A 16671-nucleotide genomic window follows, 5' to 3' on the forward strand; every position below is an offset into this window, starting at 1 on the left:
GTTATGATAATACATATATTGAAACTGATAAGGTCCCGCATGGGGGGCAGCGGATGGATACTGGCCGAGTTGCTGGTGGTGTTCGTGGTGATCTGGTTCATGACCAGCTACTTCTTGATGATGGGTAAGTCGTGGTATGAGCCGGTGGGCTACGACCTCGAGGGCGTCTACCATGCGGTATTGGCCGTCCGTCCCTCCAACAGTCCCTCGTTCGTTACCTACGAGGAGGGCGGCGATGAGGCTGCGCGCGACGTGGAGCGTATCGTGGAACGCCTCCGGGGGCATGCCGACGTGGAGGCCGTGGCGCTCTCCGTCTCTTCCTTGCCCTATACCCTTTCTTGGTCGGGAAGCCGGGTGACGAGGGATTCCGTCAGCGTAAGCGTACGGCTGATGACCGTCTCGCCGGACTACTTCCGTGTGTTTGGCATCCGTCCCGCCTCGGGCGAAAGCCCGGAGAGGCTGGGCGAGGCTCTGTCCGGGACAAGGGAAGGCAGGGATCGGGTGATATCGGCGGAGTTGGCGAGGCGGCTATATGGCACGACCGACGCTATCGGGGCCGATATCTACCTGCATGGTGATACCCTTCCCGGACACGTGGTGGCGGTGACAGGGCCGGTCCGCAATGACGAGTTCGACCGCCGGAAGCAATGTATCCTCTTCTCCTTGCTCGACCTGCGGGAGCTTAACGATCTTACACAGGTGCAGATAACCTTCCGCCTTCGCCCTTCCGTGGCTACGGCCGGTTACGCCGATCGGTTCCTGAAAGCGATGAAGCGTCAATTGATGGTGGGCAACTTCTGGGTGTCGGAGGTGCGAGCCTACCCCGACGTGCGATCCTCTTATCTGGAGAACTCGATCGAGAGTAACGCCCAGCGGATCGTCTCCGCTCTGGGCCTGTTCCTGCTCACGAACGTGTTCCTCGCGGTGATCGGCACGTTCTGGTTTCACGTGAGCCGCCGCCGTGCGGAGCTGGGCTTGCGTATGGCGATGGGTTCCACGCGTGCCTCCATCTTGGGCTTGGTGATGGGGGAGGGCTTGATGTTGCTGACGATCGCCACCGTCCCGGCCCTGTTGATTTGCGTGAATCTAGCCTGGATTGACTTGATGCCGCCCGGCTTGGTAGAATCCAAGGTAGGCTGCTTCCTGATCAACTCCCTGCTGACTTGGCTGATCTTGGCGCTCATCATCAGCCTTGCCACTTGGTATCCGGCCCGCAAAGCCTCCAGCTTGGAACCCGCCGATGCCCTGCGCTATGACGGATAACAGATAACACCCGGTTGTAGAGACGGGGCGTGCCCCGTCTCTCACCGACTGATAGAATATTTAAATGGAATGAATATGTATAAGATCTACTTAAAACAAGCATGGGCCCTGATCCGGCAAGAACGGCTGTTCAGCTCGGTCTATATCGTGGGGACGGGATTGGCGATCTCGCTGGTGATGGTGCTGTCCATCGTGTTTTACGTGAAAATGGCCTCTATTTATCCGGAGATGGACCGGGACCGGTTGCTGACCGTGAAGAGCGCTGCGCTGAAGAATGAGAAAGGGGGCACGAGCAGTGGCCCGGTATCGCCCCGCTTCGTGGAAGAGTGCCTTGCGGGGGTGCCCGGCTTGGAGGCGTTGGCGCTATGTTGCGATGACGCCGCCTCCGCTTTCGTGCAGCCGGTGGGCAGTCCCGTGCAGATACCGGTCATGAAGATGGGGGTAAACGATGGGTTCTGGAAAGTATTCTCCTTCCGTTTCCTGGAGGGCAAGCCTTTCACCGAGGCCGATTTCCGGTCGGGGATGCCCGTGGCGGTAATCGCCCGCTCACTGGCCAAGAGGCTTTATGGAGAAGGTAGTGCCGTGGGGCAGACCTTGAGCCTCGACTTTACCTCATTTCGTGTGGTGGGCGTGGTGGATGACGTATCTTACCTGATGGATCGGGTTTTCTCGCAGGTCTGGTACCCATATACCCAAGTGCCCGACTTCGAGGAGCGGGTCCGATACTCGGAGGCGCGTATGCCCGGGCTAGGCCCCTTGAAGGTCTATATGCTCGTGAAGGACAAGGCCGATATCGGCAAGGTGCGGGAGGCGGTGGCGGATAACGTGCGTCGCTTCAACCAATCGTTGAACGTGGATGGCAAACGTGAGTTCTCCCTTCTTGGGCAGCCGGATCGCCATTGGGAGAGTATCTTCCGGTATTGGTCGAACGTGGAGCCGGATATCGTGGGAGACTTGAGCCGTTATGGGGTGATTTTCCTGCTCCTGCTGCTCGTCCCCGCCGTCAGCCTCTCGGGCATGGCCGATTCCCGTATGGAGCGGCGTCTGGGCGAGCTGGGCGTGCGGCGTGCTTTCGGGGCTCCCAAGGGGGCGTTGATCGGGCAGGTCTTGATGGAGAACTTCCTGTATACGCTGCTGGGCGGCTTGGTGGGACTCCTGTTCTCCTTCCTGTTGGTGACGTTCGCCAGTTCGTGGGTCTTCAAGATCGGCAACGGCTTCTCGGATGCCGCCCCGGATGGCGTGGACGTATCGCTCTCCATGGGGATGTTGTTCAACCCGTGGGTCTTCTTGATCGCCTTGTGCGTATGTTTCCTGTTAAACCTGATGTCGGCGTTGTGGCCCGCTTGGCGTGCGTCAAGGCGACCTATCGTTGATTCGTTGAACGCTTAAATGGAGGGAAGAAAGATATGTGGAAAATAACTTGGATACAATTGATGAACCGCTGGCGTAGCAACGTGTGGGTGTGCGTGGAGTTGCTGCTCGCCTTTTGCCTGGCGTGGTACATGGCGGATTACTTCTTCGTGGAGATCTATAACCGTAGCCTCCCCTCCGGACGCGGCTACGCCGATGTCTGGCAGGTAGAGATGGGCCTCTTGCCGGAAACCTCCCCCGACTATCGAGTCGCCGAGAGCGACTCGATCGCCATGCTGGGAAATTATGAGCGGATAAAAGACCGCTTGTGCGATTATCCGGGAGTGCAGGCGATGGGCGCGGCCTCGGAGTGTTACTCCACGCCTTATACGGGCTGTTATTACGGTATTGGTTTGGCGAACGCGGCCGATACGAGTAAGCGGGAAGCGGTCATGAGGTATGAGATAGATCCTACCACGGATTTCCTGTCGGTCTTCAACCATTCGTACGCCAAAGACGGCCGTCCGGTATCTACATCCGATTTTGATTGGGGAGACCCCCGCGCTATAGTAACCACCCGGATGGTGGAGCGAAAGGTATTTGGAGAGGCATCCGCCGTTGGGCGTGAGGTGAAAGACCCTTTCGACGAGGAGGGCCCGACTTATATCGTAAAGGGTGTCTTAGAGGATATCAAGCGTTTTGACAATAGCCTACCCCAAGGTGCCGCCTTCTTGGCGATCCGTCCCTCGGCGGAGGAGATCCCCGAGATGAATTATTTCATACGGATCGATCCTGCCGTGGCAGGCCCTCGTTTCGCCGATACGTTCCGGGAGAAGATGAGCCGTGAGCTTCGGGTGGGGAACTTCTACCTGAAACGCCTGACCTCCTATGAACGGATCAAGGCCGATACCGATTATTCCTTTGGCGTTACCTACGATTACCGGGTCCGTATGGCGTTGATGGCCTTCTTGGGCTTGAATATCCTGCTTTGCGTGATGGGTACGTTCTGGTACCGGGTGCGGATGCGCCGGGGAGAGATCGGGTTGCGCATGGCGATCGGTTCGCCCCGTGAAGAGATACGTAGCCAGATGGCTCGTGAGGGCATATGCCTGTTACTCATGGCGACCCCGCTCGCCTTGTTGATAGAGGCTCAATTCGTGATGGTCGGCTTCTTGGACATCCCCAAAGGGACCTTGCCGGAGCTTTACTGGCCGGCGATCCTGCCGCTCCGTTTCTTGCTGGTGAATATCCTGACATGGATACTGCTGGCTATCGTCATCCTGCTCGCCGTCTGGCTTCCCGCCAGCAAGGCCGCCGAGATGGAGCCGGCCGAGGCGTTGCGGTATGACGGATAACAGATAATGCCCCGTCTCCCACCGACTGAATCGTATAATTAAATCAAATGAATATGTACAAGATCTATCTAAAACAAGCCTGGGCCTTATTGAAAGAGAACAAGCTCCTTTCCGGAGTCTCTATCTTCGGTACGGCCTTGGCGATTTGCATGATCATGGTGATCGTGATCGTATGGCAGATGCGTACCGCCAATTACTCACCGGAAGACTATCGGGACCGGATGATGTACGTCAGTGATACCCGTGCCTCCTACAAAGAGAACGAATCTTATAACGACTGCTACCTTCTTGCTTCCCGGGTGGTGAAAGATTGTTTCTATCCCTTGCGCTCTGCCGAGAAGGTGGGCATGGCCTATCATGGCGTGCAACGCTTGGCGGCAGTGGCGGATCATACGGTGGAGTTCAAGTGCGACGTGACCTTTACGGACGCGGCGTTCTGGAATATCTTCAACTTTCGCTTCCTCTCCGGTAAGCCTTATGGCGAGGAAGAAGTGCAAAGTGGCATCATGGATGCTGTGGTAAGCGAGTCCGTGGCACGTCGGCTCTATGGTACGACTGAGGTCGTAGGCCGTACGGTCGAGATCAGCTACGTGCCCTATACCATTCGTGCCGTCGTGCGGGATGTCTCCCTGCTGGCCGAGTCTGCCTATGGCGATGTCTGGCTGCCTTATACCACGGACAATTCTTTGTATGATGATAGTTCCGACCGTCTCATCGGGGGGTTCCGTTGTTATATCCTCGCTAGTTCGTCCGCCGACTTTGGTGCGATCCACTCCGAGGCCGAGGCGAATATCGCTCGCCTGAACGAATCACAGAGCACGCACCTACTGAAAATTGGAGGAGGACCTGATACCCATTTGGGCGATTTGGCTCGCGAGGACGCTTTCTCTGAGCCGAATGTACGGGAACTGGTAATGAAATATCTGATCATCGTCCTTGTCCTTTTGCTGATCCCAGCCATCAACATGAGCGGTATCACGCAAAGCCGGATGCGTAAACGTATGGCGGAGATCGGAGTGAGGAAGGCGTTCGGGGCGACACGGTCGGAACTACTGACGCAGGTACTCTACGAGAATCTGTTGCAGACCTTGCTGGGAGGTGTGTTAGGTTTGTTTTTCTCATACGCCTCCGTACTGCTCTTGTCCGATTGGTTGCTAGATACGGGCACGGCATCGATGGGTATCGGTCGCACCTTCGTCAATGCGGAGATGATGTTCAATCCATTGATCTTCCTTTATGCGTTCCTTGCTTGTCTTGCGTTGAACCTGCTGAGCGCCGGCATCCCGGCTTGGCGAGCCTCACGGATGCGTATCATCTCGGCTCTCAACGAGAATGTTCATTAATCTCCCGCATTGGATGATAGCTATACTAAAATAATAGAAAGATATGATACGACATTTATTACAATTGATCTGGAACCAGCGCAAGCAAAACGCTTGGTTGTGGGCTGAGCTATTGCTGGTCTCGGTCTTCCTTTGGTTCCTTGTGGACTACCTGTATGTGATGGGGCGCACGTATACGGCTCCTCTGGGCTTCGATATCCGGCATACGTACAGCATCGTGATCAGCAGCCTTTCGGAAAGAAGCCCGGATTATATCCCGAAGGAGAAGCGGGAGCGGCCGGATGGTGTTCATCTGCTGACGGCGTTGGATCGCATCCGCACCTATCCCGGCGTGGAATCGGCCTGCCTTACGGATGGGGGGATGCCTTATTATATGGGAAGCCGTAACCTCGTTTGGCGGATTGATACGTTGCAGGTGCCCTGCCGCTATGCTTTCGTCACCCCGGAGTTCTTCGACGTGTTCCGTATCTATGACAAGGAGGGCGAGACGGCTTCCTTGAAACGGGCCATCGAGGATAACAACTCCATCGTAATCTCCGCCGACGTGGAGACGATGAATCCCGGCCTTTCCCTACTCGGGCAAAAGGCGTACCGGGGGAATGTGACCGACGAGATCGAGGAGACGATCCGTGGTATCAGCGTCCCCATCCGCCGTCATGAGTACACCAAGGCGGAACCCAACGTCTATAGGGCCCTGCGGCTAAGCCGGATGGAGGAAGGATACTATGAGGGGATGATAGATGCCGTGCGACTCTGCGTACGTGTCCGTCCGGATGTCGATAATGCTGATTTCCCCGCACGCTTCCGCAAGGATATGGCCGAACAGCTTCGGCTAGGCAACCTCTATCTGCTAGACGTACAGCCCTTGTCATATATTCGCGACGGCTATATCCGTTCGATCGGCGTAGAGAACGAGGTGAAAACCCGTGTGGCGGTAGCCTGCTTCCTATTGGCGAATATATTCCTCGGCATCATCGGTACCTTCTGGTTCCGTACGGAATATCGCAAAGGCGAGATGGGGCTTAGGATGGCCTTAGGCTCTACCCGCCGTCAGTTGAACTCGATCATGGTGGGAGAGGGTGTCCTATTGCTGGTCTTGGCGTTCATCCCGTCCTTAGTCATCAGCTTCAACATCGCCCATATGGATTTGATAGATACCTATCAGCTTCCGTTCACGTGGCTGCGCTTCGCGATTTGCGGAGGGATTACGTTTGTCTTGATCGTCCTCATGATCATCTGTGGCGTATGGTATCCCGCCCGCTCGACAGCCCGCTTGGAGCCGGCGGAGGCTCTGCATTACGAGTGATCAGGGTAGCGTAGCCTGCTTTCGGGAGTGTCCGATAACGAGCCAGATGTTCGTTATCGGACACTTTTTTATGATATGGCTGTTGATATACAGCTGCTTACGTCTTTGGCACAGCATTTGCTAATAGATAGATAACAGTCATAAAAACGAACACATATGTATAGGCAATATTTTAGACAAGCTCTACAGATGCTGAAAGAAAGCCCTTTCTTCAGCGTGATTACCATTCTGGGCACGGCCTTGGCGATCTGCATGATCATGGTGATGGTCATTGTCTTCGAGATACAAAATAAAGGCTTCAAGCCGGAGTTGAACCGGGATCGGACGCTTTATGTGAAGGACGTGGCGATCACGCATAAGAATGAGGAGGATGGCGGTATGAACTATTCCCTTGTCGGTGGCCGTGTGGCTAAGGAGTGCTTCTTTACGCTGAAAACCCCGGAGGCCGTCAGCATGCAATTGATGCGGATGCAAACGCTGGTCACTTCCACGGATCAAACGAGACGGATGAAATGCGATCAGATACGGACCGACGAGGGCTTCTGGAAGATCTTCGATTTCGAGTTCTTGGCGGGAAAACCATTCCTGCGGAGCGATGTGGAGAGTAATATCAAGAAAGCGGTGATCAGTCGTAGGTTGGCACTCCGTATATTCGGGTTGGCAGACGAGAGCGTGATCGGGCAAACGATATTGGTGGCACGCCGTCCATATGTGGTTGGCGGTATCGTGGAGGACGTATCTCCTCTCGCCAACCGTGCGTATGCCCAGATCTGGATTCCTTATGCTCAATCCGATGTGGATCGGCTGATAAACGAGGAGACATTGGAGGGTCTGATCGGTAGTTATCGGGTCTTGATATTGGCTCGCTCAAGCGGTGACTTCAACAAGATCAAGACCGAGGTGGAGCAAAACGTAGCCCGGTTTAATAATTCCTTGCAAGAACTCAAGATTGACTTGATGAAGCAGCCGGATACGCAGATGGAGAGCCGCCTTCGCTTGTGGAGTAATGTCGTGCCCGACGTGCCGAGAATGTTGGGGCAGTATGCGTTGGTCTTGATCGTCTTGCTTCTGGTCCCGGCTATGAACCTCAGCGGGCTTACAGCGTCGAGGATGCAGAAACGCATGGGGGAGCTGGGGGTACGGAAAGCGTTTGGTGCGAACCGTGGCACGTTGATACGGCAGGTACTGGCGGAGAATCTCGCCGTGACGTTATTGGGCGGGGTGTTGGGATTGCTGTTCTCCTATGTGGCGGTCTTCTTGCTTAAGGATTGGCTGCTAGGCTCGTTCGAGCTGGCTTCCTTGAATAGCGGCCTGACGTTGAGCGCGGGGATGTTGATCCGTCCGGCTATATTCTTCTTTGCTTTCCTGTTCTGTTTATTACTGAATCTGCTGAGTGCGGCTATCCCGGCGTGGAACGCCTCTAGCGGGAATATAGTGGATTCATTGAATGATAAGTAATAACCGGTTTTGTTAATTCTATAATTCGTCACTGATATGATAAAGCATCTAGTAAAGATCATCTGGAACCAACGTAGGCGCAATGGATGGATGGCCGCCGAGATCCTGCTGGTATTCGTGGTTCTGTGGTACATAATCGATTCGCTAATGGCGGTTGGGAAAGTCTTCTTCGCCCCGATGGGATGGGATATCGACCATGTCTATTGGATCTCGATGGGCGTGGAGGAGGTAGACCGGAACGAGATGGATTCTACCTATCGATACGTCACTTCCGGACGCAGCATGCTGACGGCGATCGACCGTATCAAGACCTGCCCGGGTGTGGAGGCGGTGGGCGCGGGGCTGATGTCCATGCCGCATACGGGAGAGAACCGGTACATGCAGGTAGACGTGAACGATTCTATAAATGTTGAGTACGTGAAGCTACTGGAAGTGACACCCGGTTTTCTGGAGGTGTTTAATTTCCGTCCCATGGAGGGCGAGAAGAAGGATTGGGAAGAGATGCTGAACGGGCGTCAGGTCGTTCTTTCCGCCGGCCTGTTTAGGGAATTTCAGGAGAAAGGCGGCAAACGGGATGAGGGGATTTCCTTCTGGGGGGATAGGCGATCGATCGGTGGGGTTACCGCCGATTTCCGTGCCGACCGTTTCACGAAAAGCTGTAGCTGGCTGTTCATGCCTTTGACGGATGAGGAGATCGCCGAGGACGATACCGATTTCCATGTGAAGATCGCCGTCCGGGTAAACCCTTCTGCGGATCATGATTTCCCGGAGTTCTTCGTGAAGCAAATGGAGAAGCAACTCTCCATAGATCGTTTGTATTTGCTGGATGTCATCCCATACTCGGACTTGAGATATAGCATGGAATTAAGGAATGGCGTAAAATCCGAGTTGCAGAACCAGATAGCCGTGATGGGATTCTTGCTGTTCAATATATTCTTGGGGATCATCGGCACGTTCTGGTTCCGCACGGAACAACGGAAAGGGGAGATGGGGTTGCGGATCGCTTTGGGTTCCACCCGTTTTAGCTTAAAGGGGATCATGATTGCCGAGGGGGTATTATTGTTGACATTGATCGCTGTCCCGGCCTTATTGATCTGTTTTAATCTTCATGTGTCGGAATTGACGAAAGGATTCTATATGGATTATACGATAGCCCGTTTTGCGGCGGGGTTCCTTATAACCTACTTAGTCATGGCGGTGATGATCATCTTGGGGATATGGTATCCGGCTCATCAAATGGCACGGTTGGAACCTGCGGATGCCTTACGGTATGAATAACACTTTTTGTTTAACATATTACACTTACACACAATTGAAAGCCCGGTCTTGTAGTGATACATGGCCGGGCTGTTTTCGTGTTTGGCAAAAATTCGCGAGTTAAAACGTCATTGACGCATATACCCCATAATGCCCGTCTCCCGCTACCGGGCTGATAGACAGGTTATGTTTCTTTGCGAACGGACGGGTAAAGATATAGGCGCTACCGGCGCCGATAACGGCTCCCGCCGCCACGTCCCACCAATCATGCTTCTTCCCATAGACCCGGCTCCAACCCACGTAGGTAGATACCGCATAAGCCGGAATACCCCATTTCCATCCATAACGCCTTTGGATAAAAGCGGCTCCCGCAAAGGATACGGAGGTATGCATGGATGGGAACGAATGATTATCGCTGAAGTCGGGCCGCTCTTTCTTCACTAGGTATTTCAGCGCATAGGTTACGCCCAATGTCGTAACCCCGGTGAATACGCCTTGTTTCAGCCCTTGCCAATCTTGGGTTGCCAATACGGTCGCTAGACTCGCCACCGGAGTGATAAACACCAATACGTCTCCCGAGGTCCGTATGGCTTTCCGGCTACCGGTCACCTTCAATTCTTGTCCGTTAACGGACAGGCACAGCATGAGCATTGTAATTGCGAAAAGGATATGTCTCATAGATTTAAAATATAGTTGCTATTTTAGGTATAAAAATGATAAACCCGACGATCGCTGCCGCTATCGCCATCAATAATACAGCTCCCGCCGCCAAGTCTTTCGTTCGCTTGATAGCCTCATTATACTCAGGGGAGACCAAATCTGCTAGGGCCTCGATGGATGAATTGACCGCCTCGGCAGCTAATACCGCTCCGATCACGATCGTTACTGCGATCCATTCCATGCGGGAAAGTCCGAATACCACCCCGGCTATAAGTACACAAACTGCCGCGAAACAATGGATCCAAGCGTTATGCTCCTTCGTGATCAATAGCTTGATTCCGTTGAAAGCGAATTTAAAGCTTCTGGCTCTCTTTCGAAATGTGAAACCGTCATTCTTCATTTTTATAGCATCTCTTATTGAGGAGGGCAAATATAGGTATTTTTTGCCTTTATCGCATATCCTGACGAACAAACAGGATATTCACCTTTCATATTCCGCAATTCGTTAAGATTACTTGTTGGTTTTTATCTGGAACGATAACTTCGTTGATTAAAAAAGTACCTGTGATATGAGCATAGATCAAAGTAAAAGAATAAATTTATGGCTTGAAATCAGATATGAAGATAAAATATAACTTTCTAAGTCCGTTGCTAATGGCGATATTGACGATCTGTTGCCTGTGGATTGTTACGGATGTCGCTTATGGTGTTCGCATGTGGGAACTGGGAGTGGATGCGTGGATCGGGCGTATCAAGGCCCTTGCTATTATATTGATCGGCGTTAGCTTATCTTATTTGTTTTTTAATTACTTGGCTAATACTTTTTTAGATAGGAATAAAGAGCGGAGGTCCCGCCCGGTATTCCGGGAATATCTATGGGTGGTCTTGTTTAATTTAGTCGTGCTCAATATCGGCTTATATATCGTGATCTATTCTATAAATGGAACGACCTATCGGTGGGGAGAGGCGTTAATGATCAATGCGGTAGCTGTGCCGATCTTTCTCCTATACTATTTCTTGATCCGTAATAATATATTAGCCAAACGCTATTCGGAGAAAATCGTTCAATTGGAGAAACTGAGAGTAGATCAGCTGGAAACGCAATTGAAGCTGCTGAAGATGCAATACCATCCCCATTTCCTGTTTAATGCCTTGAATACGATCTATTTCTTGATCGATGAGGAAAATGAGGAAGCGATTGAGGCTGTAGAGTTACTTTCGGACTTACTCCGTTATCAATTATATGATATAAATACGAAAGTGACGATCGAAGAGGAGATTGATTATTTGCGAACATATATTCAATTCCAGCGACTTCGTATGACGAAACGCTTACAGTTCGAGGAGTCCTTTGACCCGGAATTGACCGGACAAAAAATACACCCGTTGCTTTTCCAGCCATTATTGGAGAATGCGTTTAAATATATAGGCGGAGCGTATCGGATACAAGTATCTATGCGGAAAGAGGATTCAAAGGTATGCTTTGGAGTAAGCAATACTTTCAATCCGGATTTCTTGGAACAAAGAAAGGGGAAAGGCATTGGGATCGACAATCTGAGAAAACGGTTGGAGCTATTGTACCCGGATAAACATGAGTTACGTATAAAAAAAGACAATACCCGTTTTAGGGTTGAGTTATGTATTGATTTATCAGAATAATATGGAAATAAAGTGTATCATAACGGATGATGAGCCAATCGCCAGAAAAGGACTTCGGCGACACATCGGTAAAATTGATTTTCTGACCATCGTCGGAGAATGTGAGGACGCTATACAACTCAATAATATGCTGAATTCGGTTCAGGCGGATTTGCTTTTTCTGGATATAGAGATGCCGGATATGTCTGGACTGGACTTCTTGGAGAGTGCTCAGAACACACCGAAGGTAATTATCACCTCGGCATACGAGCGGTATGCGTTGAGAGGATATGAGTTTGACGTGGTGGACTATTTATTGAAACCGATCTCTTTTTCCCGTTTCCTGAAATCGGTCAATAAAGCACATGCGTTGATGGAATCTACATCGAAAAGCGAGGAGCCTGCTTATATCTTTGTCAAGACGGAGAAGCAACTTAAAAGGCTTTATTTAAAGGAGATTCAATTTATAGAGGGCATGGAGAACTATATTGTTATCCATACCCTCACTTCCAAAGAGATCGTTCATCTCCGGTTGAAGAGTATATTGGAAACGTTGCCGGCACAAATTTTTATGCAAGTGCACCGCTCTTTCATCGTGAATCTTTCTTATGTACAAGCGATAGAAGGAAATCTATTAATCATTGGGGAGCATAAAATTCCGGTGTCGCGCTCTTTACGGGAAGAGGTCTATAAATCGATCGTCAATAATCAACTCATTCAAAGATAAGTATCCAAAAACGAACACACTGTTCATTATCGAACACTTTAAATATTCCTATTTATCGGATTATCAATAGTATATGTTTTTGGCATGCCTTTTGCCTTAGGCAGGATAAAAAAACTTATACTAAGATGAGAAGGATCTATATAGCGATGTGTTGTCTGTGGGTGGGGATTTCGGGAGTATGTGCCCAAGACAATACGAATAAAGTTCGAATAACCCTGCGGCAAGCGATCCAGATCGCACAGCTTCAATCCGTAGACGCTGCCGTGGCGCTCAATGAGTTGCGAACGGCCTATTGGGAATTCCGTACGCATCGGGCGGATCAGTTGCCGGAAGTGATATTTACGGGGACTCTGCCTTCATATAGCAAGCAATACTCGAAGTACCAGCAATCGGATGGTTCTTATACCTATGTGCAAAACAATGCCTTAGGCTTAAATGGAGAGATCTCTATCGCCCAGAACATAGCCTTGACCGGAGGTAAGATCGCCTTGAATACCTCCTTGGATTTTACCCGTCAGCTAGGTAGTGGCGCTTACAACGAGTTTATGAGCGTACCTGTTAGTTTGACATTGACGCAACCGATCTTCGGCGTGAATGACCAAAAATGGAAACGTCGTATCGAGCCTGTTCGTTACCAAGAGGCTAAGGCCGCTTATATGGAGAACGTGGAGAATGTAACGATCGCTACCATCACGAATTACTTCAACTTACTGTTGGCGGAAGATAATCTGGATATCTGTAATCAGAACTTGCTGAACGCCAATAAACTCTATGACATAGCGGTAGCGAAGCGTAAGATCGGGCATATCTCGGAGAGCGAGTTGATGCGTTTGAAACAGTCGGCCTTGCAAGCGAAAGGTAAGCTAACCGAGGCCCAATCCAATTATAACGCGATGATGTTCAAGCTCCGTTCCTTTTTAGGGATGAGCGAGCAAGACGTGATCGAGCCTGTTCTTCCCGAGGCGATAGAAGGGGTCCGTATGGATTATCAGGCGGTATTGGAGAAGGCTCAAGAAAATAACTCGTTCTCAAAGAATATCATGCGCCGTCAGTTGGAAGCGGATTATGATGTGGCGACCGCCAAAGGAAACCGTCGAAGTATTAACCTGTTTGCCTCCGTGGGTTATACCGGTAAGGATATGTCCATGCGAGGAGCTTACAATCCATTGAAAGATAACCAGATCGTAGAGGTCGGGCTTTCGATTCCTATCTTGGACTGGGGAAAACGGAAGGGAAAGGTAAAAGTAGCCGAATCGAATCGGGATGTCGTACTTTCCAAGATTCGTCAGGAGCAAATGGATTTTAATCAAGATATCTTCCTCTTGGTGGAGAATTTCAACAATCAGGCCGCTCAATTGGAGATAGCCGCCGAGGTGGACACGTTGGCGGAAAAGCGCTACAAGACCTCGATCGAGACTTTCATGATCGGAAAGATCGATATCCTAGACCTGAATGACGCCCAGAGTTCGAAGGATGACGCGAAGCAAAAGCATATCCAAGAACTGTATTATTACTGGCGTTATTTTTATAACATCCGTAGTATAACATTGTATGATTTCTTGAATAATCGTACATTAGATGCCGATTTCGAGGAAATCGTGAAACGATAAATTGATTATATGATACTGATAATAGATGATGATGCGGCTGTTCGTTCCTCGCTTACATTCCTGCTAAAACGTGCGGGTTTCCGGCCGGAGGCGGTTCCGGGGCCGAAGGAGGCCTTGGAGGTAGTCCGTGCCACGGCGCCGGAGCTGATCTTGATGGATATGAACTTCACGTTGACTACCACGGGTGAGGAGGGGATTCAATTATTGAGACAGGTGAAGATCTTTCGTCCCGATGTACCTGTGATCTTGATGACCGCTTGGGGATCGATCTCTTTGGCCGTGCAGGGAATGCAAGCCGGAGCCTTCGATTTTATCACGAAGCCTTGGAATAACTTGGTATTATTAAAATCGATCCGGACCGCCTTGGAACTGAGCGAGCAGAAGAAGGAGGCAAACGCTCCCTTGAACCGTTCGGATGCCGATCATAAATTTCATTTTGATAAGATCGTGGGGCAAAGTGCCGCTTTGATGGATGTCTTGGGGACGGTCTCGCGTATCGCTCCGACAAACGCCTCTGTTTTGATTACCGGCGAGAGCGGTACGGGTAAAGAGCTGATAGCGGAAGCGATCCATGCGAATAGCCCCCGGTCGAAAGAGGCTTTCGTAAAGGTAAACTTAGGCGGACTTTCCCAAAGTCTTTTTGAGAGCGAGATGTTCGGACATAAGAAGGGGGCTTTTACGGATGCGTACATGGATCGGGTAGGGCGTTTCGAGATGGCGAACAAAGGTACGATCTTCTTGGATGAGATCGGCGATTTGGAACTGTCTTGCCAAGTAAAGCTGCTTCGGGTATTGCAAGACCAGACCTTTGAGGTCTTGGGGGATAGCCGCCCCCGGAAGGTGGATATACGGGTCGTAAGCGCTACAAACTGGGATTTACGATCGATGGTGGCGGACCGTACGTTCCGTGAGGATCTTTTTTACCGGATCAATTTGATCACGGTGCATTTACCCGCCTTACGTGAGCGAAGGGAGGATATCCCATTGCTGGCCCGGTATTTCGCGGATAAGCAATCGGAGATCAATGGGCTACCGAGGGTGGAGTTCTCATCGGATGCCCAGACCTATTTAAGCCGTCTCCCTTTTCCCGGTAATATCCGTGAGTTGAAGAACTTGGTGGAGCGGACGATCCTTGTGTCGGGTAAGACGCTTTTGGATGCCGCTGATTTTGAGGTTCATTGCGTGGATACATCCAGCTCTAAATCGACGATTCCGCCTTCTTTGGAGGGCTTGACCTTGGATGAGTTGGAGAAGCAAACCATCTTACGCTCCTTGGAAGCGCATGGAGGTAATTTATCGCATGTCGCTACGGCGTTGGGAATCAGTCGTGCCGCCTTGTACCGGAGATTAGAGAAATACGGAATCCCGATCGATAAATAAGAAGAGGCAAGGATGAGGCTGAAAGGACTATTCTGGATATTGACGACGCTGCTGTTGACTATATTGGCGGTGGTGACTTATTATGTCTTTTATACGTCTTCTATCCGGATGTTTTTCGCGGTAGAAGCCTTGGTCTTGCTTACGATCATCTATTTATTTGTCTTTTATCGCCGTATCATAAAGCCCTTGCATATCATCGGTAACGGTATGGAGCTGTTGAAAGAGCAAGACTTTAGTTCCCGCTTGGGAAAGGTCGGGCAAACGGAGGCGGACCGGGTGGTCGATGTGTTTAATAAGATGATGGAGCAGTTGAAGAATGAGCGTTTGCACCTCCGGGAGCAAAACCATTTCTTGGACTTGCTGGTCAACGCCTCTCCGATGGGAGTGATCATCTTGAACTTGGATGAGGAGATTCTATCCATGAACCCGGCCGCATGTAAATTGTTTGGCGCGCAAAGCTCGGAGGATATGGTGGGAAAACGTTTTCTTCAACTAGATTCTCCCTTGGCGGAAGAATTGGTACGGGTTCCGATGTATCAAGCGCAAACCGTCCGGTTGAACGACGCTAATATTTATAAATGTACGCATTCCTCATTTGTGGATCGAGGTTTTCACCACCCGTTTTATTTGATAGAGACGTTGACCCAAGAGGTGTTCAAGGCCGAGAAGAAAGCGTATGAGAAAGTGATACGTATGATCTCTCATGAGGTGAATAATACGACCGCGGGTATCACCTCTACCTTGGATACGTTGGAGTCTACTTTCAGCGGGATGGAAGATATGGAGGATGTCTGCGAGGTTTTGCGGGTCTCCATAGAACGCTGCTATAGCATGAGCCATTTCATCACCAATTTCGCCGATGTGGTGCGTATACCCGAACCCCAAAGTCGTCCGCAAGAATTGAACCAAGTGGTGTCCGCTTGTAAACGCTTTATGGAGACAGTTTGCCAGAACCGGAATATCGAGATTGTTATGGATCTGAGCGAGGAATCTCCAGTCGTGAATTTGGATAATTCATTATTCGAGCAAGTCTTGGTCAATATTATCAAGAATGCCGCCGAATCCATCGACCGGGACGGAAAGATCTATATCCGGACGACAGTGCGTCCTACCTGCTTGGAGATAGCCGATACGGGCAAGGGCATCGACAAGGAAACGGAAACGAAACTGTTCAGCCCGTTCTTCTCTACGAAACCGAACGGACAAGGTATCGGCTTGATCTTTATCCGTGAGGTGCTGTTAAAACATGATTGCCGATTCTCTCTCCGCTCTTACGCGGATGGATTGACAAGGTTTAAGATTTGGTTTAGTTGAAATAATCCCT

General features: G+C 50.8%; 14 protein-coding genes. 12 read left to right on the plus strand and 2 right to left on the minus strand.

Annotation, left to right across the window (positions count from 1 at the left end; translation table 11 throughout):
- The first annotated feature begins 3 nt into the window (after nucleotides 1-3).
- The 7 genes from NBH07_RS09965 (at nucleotide 4) to NBH07_RS09995 (ending at nucleotide 9353) form a co-directional block, all read left to right on the plus strand.
- Nucleotides 4-1263: an ABC transporter permease gene (locus NBH07_RS09965; protein ID WP_008780156.1), complete on the plus strand. Its 1260-nt coding sequence runs from the start codon at nucleotides 4-6 to the stop codon at nucleotides 1261-1263.
- 69 nt (nucleotides 1264-1332) lie between these two features.
- Complete coding sequence (locus NBH07_RS09970; protein WP_009018184.1) at nucleotides 1333-2652, plus strand: ABC transporter permease; 1320 nt, start codon at nucleotides 1333-1335, stop codon at nucleotides 2650-2652.
- 17 nt (nucleotides 2653-2669) lie between these two features.
- Entirely contained in the window at nucleotides 2670-3968 is a 1299-nt protein-coding gene (locus NBH07_RS09975) for an ABC transporter permease (RefSeq protein WP_008780158.1), read from the plus strand.
- 53 nt (nucleotides 3969-4021) lie between these two features.
- Nucleotides 4022-5311 carry an ABC transporter permease gene (locus NBH07_RS09980; RefSeq protein ID WP_009018185.1) on the plus strand — a complete coding sequence of 430 codons (1290 nt, stop codon included), beginning with the start codon at nucleotides 4022-4024 and terminating at the stop codon, nucleotides 5309-5311.
- A 43-nt stretch (nucleotides 5312-5354) separates the two neighbouring features.
- Nucleotides 5355-6617, plus strand: a complete 1263-nt coding sequence (locus NBH07_RS09985; RefSeq protein WP_008780160.1) for an ABC transporter permease — start codon at nucleotides 5355-5357, stop codon at nucleotides 6615-6617.
- A 156-nt stretch (nucleotides 6618-6773) separates the two neighbouring features.
- A complete protein-coding gene (locus tag NBH07_RS09990; protein ID WP_008773432.1) occupies nucleotides 6774-8075 on the plus strand; it encodes an ABC transporter permease in 1302 nt (433 codons plus the stop codon).
- 36 nt (nucleotides 8076-8111) lie between these two features.
- On the plus strand, nucleotides 8112-9353 hold the full coding sequence (locus NBH07_RS09995; protein WP_008780161.1) for an ABC transporter permease: 1242 nt from the start codon (nucleotides 8112-8114) through the stop codon (nucleotides 9351-9353).
- A gap of 99 nt (nucleotides 9354-9452) precedes the next feature.
- On the opposite strand, the gene NBH07_RS10000 is transcribed toward NBH07_RS09995, so the two are convergent.
- Nucleotides 9453-10010: a phosphatase PAP2 family protein gene (locus tag NBH07_RS10000; RefSeq protein ID WP_008773430.1), complete on the minus strand. Its 558-nt coding sequence runs from the start codon at nucleotides 10008-10010 to the stop codon at nucleotides 9453-9455.
- A gap of 4 nt (nucleotides 10011-10014) precedes the next feature.
- Nucleotides 10015-10392, minus strand: a complete 378-nt coding sequence (locus NBH07_RS10005) for a diacylglycerol kinase family protein (RefSeq protein ID WP_005854690.1) — start codon at nucleotides 10390-10392, stop codon at nucleotides 10015-10017.
- Between the two features lie 218 nt (nucleotides 10393-10610).
- Here NBH07_RS10005 and NBH07_RS10010 point away from each other — a divergent pair, with 218 nt between their 5' ends.
- The 5 genes from NBH07_RS10010 to NBH07_RS10030 all read left to right on the plus strand — a co-directional run bounded on the left by NBH07_RS10010 (nucleotide 10611) and on the right by NBH07_RS10030 (nucleotide 16661).
- Nucleotides 10611-11651, plus strand: coding sequence for a sensor histidine kinase (locus tag NBH07_RS10010; protein WP_009018186.1), 1041 nt, complete (start codon nucleotides 10611-10613; stop codon nucleotides 11649-11651).
- Nucleotide 11652: 1 nt separating this feature from the next.
- The gene (locus tag NBH07_RS10015) at nucleotides 11653-12357 is read left to right on the plus strand and encodes a LytR/AlgR family response regulator transcription factor (RefSeq protein WP_009018187.1); all 705 of its coding nucleotides are present in this window, start codon (nucleotides 11653-11655) and stop codon (nucleotides 12355-12357) included.
- Nucleotides 12358-12482: 125 nt separating this feature from the next.
- Entirely contained in the window at nucleotides 12483-13967 is a 1485-nt protein-coding gene (locus tag NBH07_RS10020) for a TolC family protein (protein WP_009018188.1), read from the plus strand.
- 9 nt (nucleotides 13968-13976) lie between these two features.
- Complete coding sequence (locus NBH07_RS10025) at nucleotides 13977-15347, plus strand: sigma-54-dependent transcriptional regulator (protein WP_009018189.1); 1371 nt, start codon at nucleotides 13977-13979, stop codon at nucleotides 15345-15347.
- 12 nt (nucleotides 15348-15359) lie between these two features.
- Complete coding sequence (locus NBH07_RS10030) at nucleotides 15360-16661, plus strand: sensor histidine kinase (RefSeq protein ID WP_005854701.1); 1302 nt, start codon at nucleotides 15360-15362, stop codon at nucleotides 16659-16661.
- Nucleotides 16662-16671 lie beyond the last annotated feature (10 nt).

The sequence above is a fragment of the Parabacteroides sp. B2-S-102 genome (genome assembly GCF_023656665.1).
Classification (GTDB): Bacteria; Bacteroidota; Bacteroidia; order Bacteroidales; family Tannerellaceae; genus Parabacteroides; species Parabacteroides distasonis.

Bases quoted from the DNA above. Each gene is read 5' to 3' on its own strand.
- NBH07_RS09965 (WP_008780156.1), top strand. From the start codon at position 4: ATGATAATACATATATTGAAACTGATAAGGTCCCGCATGGGGGGCAGC.
- NBH07_RS09970 (WP_009018184.1), top strand. From the start codon at position 1,333: ATGAATATGTATAAGATCTACTTAAAACAAGCATGGGCCCTGATCCGG.
- NBH07_RS09975 (WP_008780158.1), top strand. From the start codon at position 2,670: ATGTGGAAAATAACTTGGATACAATTGATGAACCGCTGGCGTAGCAAC.
- NBH07_RS09980 (WP_009018185.1), top strand. From the start codon at position 4,022: ATGTACAAGATCTATCTAAAACAAGCCTGGGCCTTATTGAAAGAGAAC.
- NBH07_RS09985 (WP_008780160.1), top strand. From the start codon at position 5,355: ATGATACGACATTTATTACAATTGATCTGGAACCAGCGCAAGCAAAAC.
- NBH07_RS09990 (WP_008773432.1), top strand. From the start codon at position 6,774: ATGTATAGGCAATATTTTAGACAAGCTCTACAGATGCTGAAAGAAAGC.
- NBH07_RS09995 (WP_008780161.1), top strand. From the start codon at position 8,112: ATGATAAAGCATCTAGTAAAGATCATCTGGAACCAACGTAGGCGCAAT.
- NBH07_RS10000 (WP_008773430.1), bottom strand. From the start codon at position 10,010: ATGAGACATATCCTTTTCGCAATTACAATGCTCATGCTGTGCCTGTCC.
- NBH07_RS10005 (WP_005854690.1), bottom strand. From the start codon at position 10,392: ATGAAGAATGACGGTTTCACATTTCGAAAGAGAGCCAGAAGCTTTAAA.
- NBH07_RS10010 (WP_009018186.1), top strand. From the start codon at position 10,611: ATGAAGATAAAATATAACTTTCTAAGTCCGTTGCTAATGGCGATATTG.
- NBH07_RS10015 (WP_009018187.1), top strand. From the start codon at position 11,653: ATGGAAATAAAGTGTATCATAACGGATGATGAGCCAATCGCCAGAAAA.
- NBH07_RS10020 (WP_009018188.1), top strand. From the start codon at position 12,483: ATGAGAAGGATCTATATAGCGATGTGTTGTCTGTGGGTGGGGATTTCG.
- NBH07_RS10025 (WP_009018189.1), top strand. From the start codon at position 13,977: ATGATACTGATAATAGATGATGATGCGGCTGTTCGTTCCTCGCTTACA.
- NBH07_RS10030 (WP_005854701.1), top strand. From the start codon at position 15,360: ATGAGGCTGAAAGGACTATTCTGGATATTGACGACGCTGCTGTTGACT.